The following is an 8,469-nucleotide window of genomic DNA, read 5'->3' on the forward strand; positions in this document are numbered from 1 at the left end:
ACTCTCGAGGACAGTCTTCACCACCGTCGCCCCGCGCGTCGAGCCCGCATACGCGATGCGGCCTGCATGCGCGATCGGGCGAGGTCCTACAGCGGGGGCGCACCGACGCGGTATCGCTGCCCAGCAAGTGCCACGGCGCAACGATGTGATACCCGATGACCTGTTCGACGCCGTGTCCCGGCTCGATTCCCGGCAGGCGTCTCGATCGAGGCGGACGGTCGGCTGAGCATCCAGCGTACGCCCCCTCAACCGCGGACGCGCAGACAAGAACGCGCGACGCGGGGTCAAGCGGCAGATCGGCCGGGGACACAGAATTCTGCCGCGTGCTGCGATGAAACTGCAGCCAGTTCCGCCACTCGCGCTTGCCTAGCCGGAGGACCAAATGCATACACTGACTTACCTGACGCTGGACAGGAATGTCCAGCAGCTTAGCCAGACCGACCTTGACACGTTTGCCGGGCGCATCAGCGGCGGCGTCCTGACTGCGGCAGACGGCGGCTACGAGGATGCACGCAAGGTGTGGAACGGCATGGTCGACCGTCGCCCCGCGTTGATCGCGCGCTGCCTGAGCGTATCCGACGTGCAAGCGGCCGTACGCTTCGCGCGCATGCACCGCATGCTGGTGAGCGTGCGCGGCGGTGGTCACCACATCGCGGGCAACGCCGTCGCCGAAGGCGGTCTGATGATCGACCTGTCCGGCATGCGCGCGGTCAGTGTCGATGCGAGTCAGAGAATGGCACGCGTGGGTCCCGGTGCGCTGCTGGCCGACTTCGACCGCGCGGCCCAGGCCCACGGGCTCGCCACGCCGCTCGGTGTCAATTCCACCACCGGTGTCGCGGGACTTACGCTGGGCGGTGGATTTGGCTGGTTGACCCGGCGCTACGGCCTGACGATCGACAACCTGCTTGCCGTCACCCTCGTCACTGCCGACGGCGAGGTGCGCACGGCATCGCTTACCTCCGAACCCGAACTGTTCTGGGCCGTGCGCGGCGGGAGCGGGAACTTCGGCGTCGTGACATCGTTCGACTTTCAGCTGCATGCCGTGGGGCCACAGGTCTTCGCCGGTCTCGTGGTCTATCCCTTCGCGCAGGCACGCCAGGTTCTGCGCGCGTGGCGGGACTTCACCGCCGACGCGCCCGACGAACTCACGGTATGGGCGGTCATACGGAAGGCACCGCCGCTGCCGTTCCTCCCCGTGTCGGTGCACGGCAGCGAGGTGGTGATCTTTCCGCTGCTCCACTGCGGCGACATCGAAGCGGGACAGCGCGCAGCCGCGCCCGTGCTGCAGTTCGGCGAACCGGTCGGCAGTGCGCTCGGGCCGGCATCTTACGCGGACTTTCAGACCGCCTTCGATCCGCTGCTCGCGCCGGGCGCACGCAACTACTGGAAGTCGCACAACTTCGGTTCCCTCACCGACCAAGCGCTCGATGTCATCGTCGGGCGCGCGAGTCAACTACCGGGACCGGAATGCGAAATCTTCCTGGCCCAACTGGGCGGTGCGATGTCTCGCGTGGCACCCGAGGCCACCGCGTTCGCCAGTCGCGATGCGCGTTACATCATGAACGTGCACGGTCGCTGGTCTGACGCGCGCGACGACGACGGGGTGCGTGCGTGGGCACGCCAGACCTTCCAGGACGCGGCCCCGTACGCAAGCGGCAGCGGCTACGTCAACTTTCTTACGGAAGACGAAGCGGAGCGTGTCGCCGCGAGCTACGGGGTGAACTTTGCCCGTCTGCAGGCCATCAAGCAGCGCTTCGATCCCGACAACCTGTTCCGCATGAACCTGAACATCGCGCCGGCCACCGAACCCGAGCGCCGCGCCTTGTCATGAAAGGTGTGGACGAGCGTGCGCGCGGCGGACCGGTCATGTTATCGGTCGCGCGCGTCCTGGCGCGTCCTGGAGTGGCAACACGCGCGGTGCGCCATACGACGCCGATAGACGTGAGGAGATGAACGATGAACCTGCTCGACGGTGCCGGCTACCCTGTTTCCGGCGCAAACCCGGACGCGCTGGCGGTCTTCGAAACCGCCGCGCACGAACTGCGCTGCTTCATCGGCGATCCAGTGGCCACCGTCGATCGAGCACTGGCGTGCAGCCCCGAGATGGTCATGGCGCATATGCTGAAAGCCTATCTCCATCTACTCGGCACGGAGCCGGCGGGAATCCGTGTGGCGCGTGCCTGCCATGCGGCCGCCGCCGGCTTGCCGGCGAACGACCGCGAGCGCTGGCACCTGCACGCCGTGAGCCTGCTTTGCGCCGGCCGCTGGCGTGCCGCGGGCAGTGTGCTTGAGGACTTGAGTGCGGCCTATCCACGGGATGCGCTGGCACTCCAGGCCGGACACCAGATCGACTTTTTCACCGGCGAGTCGCGCCAGTTGCGCGACCGTGTCGCGCGCGTGCTGCCGGCCTGGAGTCCGGGCGTCCCGGGTTATCACGCCGTGCTCGGCATGCATGCCTTCGGTCTGGAGGAGACCGGAGACTACGCAGGTGCCGAGCGGCAAGGGCGGGCGAGCATCGAACTGGAGCGCCGCGACGGCTGGGGCTGGCATGCGGTGGCGCACGTGATGGAGATGACGCACCGGCCGCGGGCCGGCATTGCGTGGTTGCGCGGGGACGTCCCAGCCTGGTCCGAACGGAGTTTCTTTGCGGTCCACAACTGGTGGCACCTCGCCCTCTATCACCTGGAGCTCGACGAAGTGGACGAGGTGCTGCGCCTCTTCGACGGGGCGCTTTACGGACATCGCTCCGGCGTCGTGCTCGACATGATCGACGCGTCGGCGCTGCTCTGGCGCCTGCATCTTCGCGGCGTGAACGTGGGCGCGAGATGGGAGGCCCTTGCCGCCAACTGGGCGCCGATCGCCACCGCCGGCAACTACGCGTTCAACGACATGCACGCCATGATGGCCTTCGTCGGTGCGGACCGTCCGCGTGCGCAGGCGGCGCTGCTCGAAGCGCAGCGGGAGGCGATGCGTGGCGAAGGTGACAACGCTGCGTTCACTGCGGAGGTCGGTCACGCGGCAGTGCAGGCGATCCGCGCGTTCGGCGAGGGCGACTACCCACGAACGGTGAAGCTGCTGCAATCGATTCGCGGTATCGCACATCGCTTCGGCGGCAGCCATGCGCAGCGCGACGTGATCGACCTCACCCTCGTCGCAGCCGCGTCGCGTGCCGGCGAAGGCGAGCTGGCGGCTGCGCTCGCCGTCGAGCGCCGGGTCGCTCGGAGAGACGGCCCGTGGGTGTTGCGCGACCGCGAGCAGCGCTCCCCCGCGGCACGGGTGGCGGTTGCGCCGGCGAACTGAGCGGAGGGTGACCAGGATGAAACGACTGGCAATCGTGGTCCGCGACGATGCTTACGACCGCCTGCTCACGCCGCTGACCTTTGCCTGGGTCATGGCGAACGAAGGCACAGAGGTCGACATCCTGTTCGTGCTGTGGGCCGTGCGCGTGCTGACTGCGGAAGGCTTGCGCTCGCTCAAGGTGGATGCGAACCATGCCGGGGAGGCGGAGTGGCTGCGCGAGCGCCTGGCGCGCGACGGCGATCCGGTGGAGATTCACGACTACCTGAAGATGCTCAAGGCATCCGGCAGGGTGCGCTTCTACGGATGCCGGCTTGCCGCAGCGAATTTCGACGTCACCGCCGAAGACCTCGTCGCCGAGGCGGACGGCATCGTGGACGCGAGCTGGTTCCTCAAGGAGAAGGCAGTCAAGGCGGAGCATTGCCAGTACTTCTGAGTCGGTGAATTGCCCAAAGAACTCTCACCCGCCAGCGATGCGGCCATGTTGCGTGCCGCCGCAGTAGAACGCTGCCAGGCTGCGTAGCGAAGGCCGCCACGGGGTGGAGACCGAGGTAAGCATGCCGTTGAAAGACCCCTGGGGAGTTTGCGCGAGAAATGCTCATATGCAAGGCGCGCGACGTAGGCCATAGCCGAGCCTACGATGCCAAGGAGCGCAACAAACGCAAATGGGCATTTTTCGTGTCAAACGCGGCTCCCGGAGGGTTCTTCAACTGCCTGCTAGGCCAAAGGGCGTATTGTTACCGCGCAGACGACAGTTGGATCATGAGCACTCCACGGGAGAAGGGACATGAACCTGCGCAGCGGCGGCGAGCCGGGTCGCGCACCCGCTCGAATAATTTTCATCGCCGCACTGTCAGCGGTGCTGTTGATGGTCCTGGTCGGCCCCGCATCTGCCGAGCTGTGTTTGTTTCCAGGTGTGCCGGAGTCCTGCTCGGGTGCCGGCTGCGTGACCGACTTTGGTCGCGACGGTGACGACCAGGCGGGCGAAGATAGCGCGTTCGATCTCGGTCAGCGGCGGGCGCGGGCGAGTGCCGAGGGAGCGGTGGGGAACCAACGGGAGACCTCCGCCGAGATCGGCGTGCGTCTCACGCCGCAACAGTCCCAGACGGTCGAGATAAGCGTGCTCGCCCTGCTCAACGGCGTGATCGAGGGCTGCCACCAGGTTCCCAACAATTTCGGCGACGTCCGCGTGCGGGCGATGCTGCGGGATCTGACCTCCGATACGATCGTGGACGAGGCGGAGCTCTTCCAGCAGACCGAGTCCGGTGACCCGGGTCACTGCATTGTCACGCTCGTTCCGCAGAACCCCTTCAACCCGCCGGGGCCAGCGGTCGTCTCCGGGCCGCTGGAAGCGGGGCGCGAGTATGCCGTTTCGCTGCGGGTGGATACCAAAGCCAAAGGGGTCTTCGCCCATTCGGATTTCTTCAGTGGCAACCGCGGCGTTCGCCTCGAAGCGCTGGAAATCTCGTCGACGGGAACCGCGGCCGACAGCGACGGCGACGGCCTGTTCGACGCCTGGGAAACTGCGGGCATCACCGATTGTTCAGGTGCCCTGGTACTCGATCTGCCGGCGCTTGGCGCCACTCCAGATCATAAGGACATCTTCGTCGAATACGACTGGCTGCCCGGGCGCCTGCCCCGGCAGTCGGCCATCCGCGCCGTCAAGGAAGCTTTCGCAGCGGCGCCGGTCGGCACCGGAGGCACTGACAATCCCGACGGCCAGCCCGGCATCCGGGTATGGATCGACACCGGCAGCCTTGTCGAATCCCCCTTCAATGGTGCCGTAGAAGACGGCGCGATCTTCGGCTCGTGCATCGATGGCATCGACAACGGCGGCGACGGCAAGATCGATGGCGAGGATCCCGACTGTCTCGTGGGAGACAACCTCGGTGGCGGCAATCAGATTCCATTGGCCGATCTTCCCAGCGGCACGAACGTCCCGAAGCTGACGGGGGACGCCGACGGCGACGGCACGGCGGATTTCTACGAGGTCAAGGCCAAGCATTTCGCGGCGGCGCGGCGCCTGGTCTTTCATTATGCGATCAGCGGTATACCGCGGAGCAACGAGGACGGCGCCGGCAGTGGCAGTTGCACCGATGGCATCGACAATGGCGGCGACGGGCTTACCGACGGAGACGACGTGCTCGACTGCTTCGCCGGGGGCCAGGGAGAGAAGGGTGGCAACGACTTCATCGTCTTCCGCGAAGATCCCGGCGCCTTCATGCACGAGCTCGGCCACAACCTCAATCTTGATCACGGCGGGCCGGCGCAGGTGGGCGGCATCCCGGCAACCGGCAGCACCATCAACTGCAAGCCCAATTACCTGAGCGTGATGAACTACAGCCTGGACACCGGCATTTCCCAGGATACGAATCCGGGCCAGGACCTCGACGGCGACGGTGCGGCTGACTTCCTGATCATCGATTTCTCCCCGCCCCGGCTCCCGGGGGGGCGTGCCAAGGCGCCGCTCGCCACGCTCGACGAAGACGCCCTCGACGAAACCGCCATCCTCGATGCCACCGACGGGCAGAGCCAGCTCGTCTTCATCACGCCGTCGGGAGGCGTGCGGACGGCCGCCGTCAATCAACCGGTCAACTGGGACAATGTCGGCGGAGCCACTCAGACGTCGGTTGCGGTCAACGTCAATGCCGGCCCTGCAGCCGACTGCACCGGCAGCCCAGCCGGCGAGACCCTTATCGGCGGGGATGACTGGAGCAATATCGTGCTGCGCTTTGCACAGTTCGGCGACGCCAACGACGGGCCGCGCAATGTGGTCCAGGATCCGGAACCCGACGAAGACGAGGCGCGCCGCATTCGACAGGCGATCAATACGACCGACCTCGGCCTGCAGAAAACGGTAACGCCGGTGCCGGTTGCCGCCGGCCAACCCGTCTCGATCAGGCTCGTCGCCACCAACCACGGTCCCAATCACACCGGCGATGTCGAGGTCGTGGATTTTCTGCCAGCCGGTGTCGAGGTCACCGGACTGCCCGCGATCTGCAGCGAAGTGCCTGCCGGCACGGTGCGCTGCGCGCTGGGCCGGCTGCGCCGAGGCGAAAGCCGGGACGTGACGATCGCGGCCCGAATCGACGCCGATCTCGATTGTGGCGACGAGCAGTTCAGGACGCTGCGCAATCTCGCGACCGTCATAAACCGCGCCGGATCGGACCCGGTTGCGCAGAACAACCGGGCAGAGGCCGACGTCCGCGCGCTGTGTCTGCGCTACGAGTATTCCGCCAAGATAGTCTGCGGCCGCCAGAATGATCCCGACAGTCTGCGGCTCCTGCGCGGGCTGTATGGCACCGCAGTCAACATCCACAATCCCAACGACGAGCGGGTGTTCTTCTTCAAGAAGCTGGCCCTCAGCTACCCCCCGGCCGAGCAGAAGCCGGGAAAGATCTATCCAATCGGAATCGATGGCCTCGACTACGATGAAAGCCTGAAAGCCGACTGCGACGATCTGAAGCGGCGGCTGTTCGAAGGCAAGCTGCCCGGCGGCGTGATCGAGGGCTTCCTGGTCGTGCAGGGACCGCGGTCGCTCGACGTCGAGGGCGTCTATACCGCCGCACCGCTGGCCCGCACCGGCGAGGGCGTCGGCGTGAGTAGCCTCCACCTGGAACGGGTGCGCGAGCGGGATCGCCGCGCCGGACGCAAACCTCTGCCCGATCTCGTCATCGATCCGGACGTGAGTTCCGATCTGGTCTGCACCGGGAGCCATTGCCGGCTGCACCTCGTGTACCGCGTGCGCAATGCGGGCAAGGCCGATGCTGCCGCGTTCGGCGTGCGGATCGTCGCCGGCGAGGAACAGACCCCGCTTGCGGATCAGACGCTGCCCGAAGGTCTCAAGGCTGGTGCCGTCAAGGAGATGTCGCTCCAGGCGGAGTACGAGAAGCGTCCGGGGGCAGACGTGGGGTTGCGGCTGTGCATCCGTGCCGACGCGCCCGCCGGAGCCGTTACGGAGAGCGACGAAGCGAACAACGAGAGGTGCGTCGGGAGCACTTGATCCGCCCTTCCCGATCCATTGCCTTCGGTGCCCTCGAATTTGCAGGCGAGCCGAGTATTTGGTGATGCCGGTGCAGTGGCTTGTCTACCGCAGGCGGGCAAGTCGAGACATATAATCCGTCCAATCTCCAGCCGGATTCGAACCATGCTCGCGACGCTCGAGCAGCACCCCGAGCCGATCACCGCGGCCGCGCTCGCCAGGTTCTCGCACGTGCTTTTCCTGCTGCCCAGGATCGAGTCTGCGCGCGAGGTCAAGGCGCTGCCGGCGGGCGACGTGCTCGCCGGCGTGCTCGAGCGACGGCGGCTGAAGCCGCGAGACCTCGCGGACAAGCCGGTGGCTGCCACGCTGCGCAAGGGTGGGGCTGCCTGCTGGGTGAGCCTCGACACGGGGAAGACGGTGTTCGAGCAACAGACCCTGGTACGCCGCGCGATGCAGCCCCTGCTCGACGAGAAACCGGAAACGCTCGTGATTGCCGTAATGGGCAATGCCGAGGGGCGCCATGCCGCTGCGCTGCGTGCCGTGCAATGTGCGTGGCTCAACGGAGCGGAACTGCCCTCGCGCAAGAAGAAGGCGGCCGAGGGGCTCGCGAAAATCGTCCTGCACGGGGCGACGCTCGAAGCAGAGCTGCCGCGTCTGGCAGCCGCCGCGGAAGGCAGCCTGCTGTGCCGCGAGCTGACCTTGCTGCCGCCCAACGAGCTCACGCCGGGCCTGTACCGCCAACGCATCCGCAAGCTCGCTCGGGCGCACGGCTGGGAGATCGAGGAACTCGATCTCAAGCGCCTGCGGCGAATGGGAGCGGGGGCCTTCGTGGCAGTGGCGCAGGGCAGCGCCGACGAAGATGCGGCAATCGTTCATCTGCGGCGCCGGGCCGGCCGCCGGCGCCCGCACATCGCGCTCGTGGGCAAGGGCATCTGCTTCGACACCGGCGGCCACAACCTCAAGTCCGCGCAGTACATGCACGGCATGCACAAGGACATGAACGGCTCGGCCGTGGCGCTTGGACTGCTGCTGGCAGCAACGAAGGCGGGCATGGCGGACGGTATCGAGGCGTGGCTCGCGCTGGCGCAGAACCATATCGGGCCACGCGCCTACAAGCAGAACGACGTCGTCACCGCGCTCGACGGCACCACCATCGAGATCGTGCACACGGACGCGGAGGGGCGCATGGT

The 8,469-nt window shown here is 66.7% G+C and carries 5 protein-coding genes; all 5 read left to right on the forward strand.

Annotated elements, in window-relative coordinates:
* The first annotated feature begins 382 nt into the window (after positions 1-382).
* Positions 383-1,831 carry an FAD-binding oxidoreductase gene (locus tag JNK68_09625; GenBank protein ID MBL8540616.1) on the forward strand — a complete coding sequence of 483 codons (1,449 nt, stop codon included), beginning with the start codon at positions 383-385 and terminating at the stop codon, positions 1,829-1,831.
* A gap of 125 nt (positions 1,832-1,956) precedes the next feature.
* A complete protein-coding gene (locus JNK68_09630; protein MBL8540617.1) occupies positions 1,957-3,300 on the forward strand; it encodes a tetratricopeptide repeat protein in 1,344 nt (447 codons plus the stop codon).
* A 16-nt stretch (positions 3,301-3,316) separates the two neighbouring features.
* The gene (locus JNK68_09635; GenBank protein ID MBL8540618.1) at positions 3,317-3,733 is read left to right on the forward strand and encodes a DsrE family protein; all 417 of its coding nucleotides are present in this window, start codon (positions 3,317-3,319) and stop codon (positions 3,731-3,733) included.
* 351 nt (positions 3,734-4,084) lie between these two features.
* The gene (locus JNK68_09640) at positions 4,085-7,300 is read left to right on the forward strand and encodes a DUF11 domain-containing protein (GenBank protein ID MBL8540619.1); all 3,216 of its coding nucleotides are present in this window, start codon (positions 4,085-4,087) and stop codon (positions 7,298-7,300) included.
* Positions 7,301-7,444: 144 nt separating this feature from the next.
* Positions 7,445-8,469 (forward strand): leucyl aminopeptidase family protein (locus JNK68_09645; GenBank protein MBL8540620.1); only part of this gene is annotated, 1,025 nt, incomplete at its 3' end.

This window comes from Betaproteobacteria bacterium (genome assembly GCA_016791345.1).
GTDB lineage: Bacteria > Pseudomonadota > Gammaproteobacteria > Burkholderiales > JAEUMW01 > JAEUMW01.

Coding starts and splice junctions, on each gene's coding strand:
- JNK68_09625 (MBL8540616.1), top strand. CDS start 383: ATGCATACACTGACTTACCTGACGCTGGACAGGAATGTCCAGCAGCTT.
- JNK68_09630 (MBL8540617.1), top strand. CDS start 1,957: ATGAACCTGCTCGACGGTGCCGGCTACCCTGTTTCCGGCGCAAACCCG.
- JNK68_09635 (MBL8540618.1), top strand. CDS start 3,317: ATGAAACGACTGGCAATCGTGGTCCGCGACGATGCTTACGACCGCCTG.
- JNK68_09640 (MBL8540619.1), top strand. CDS start 4,085: ATGAACCTGCGCAGCGGCGGCGAGCCGGGTCGCGCACCCGCTCGAATA.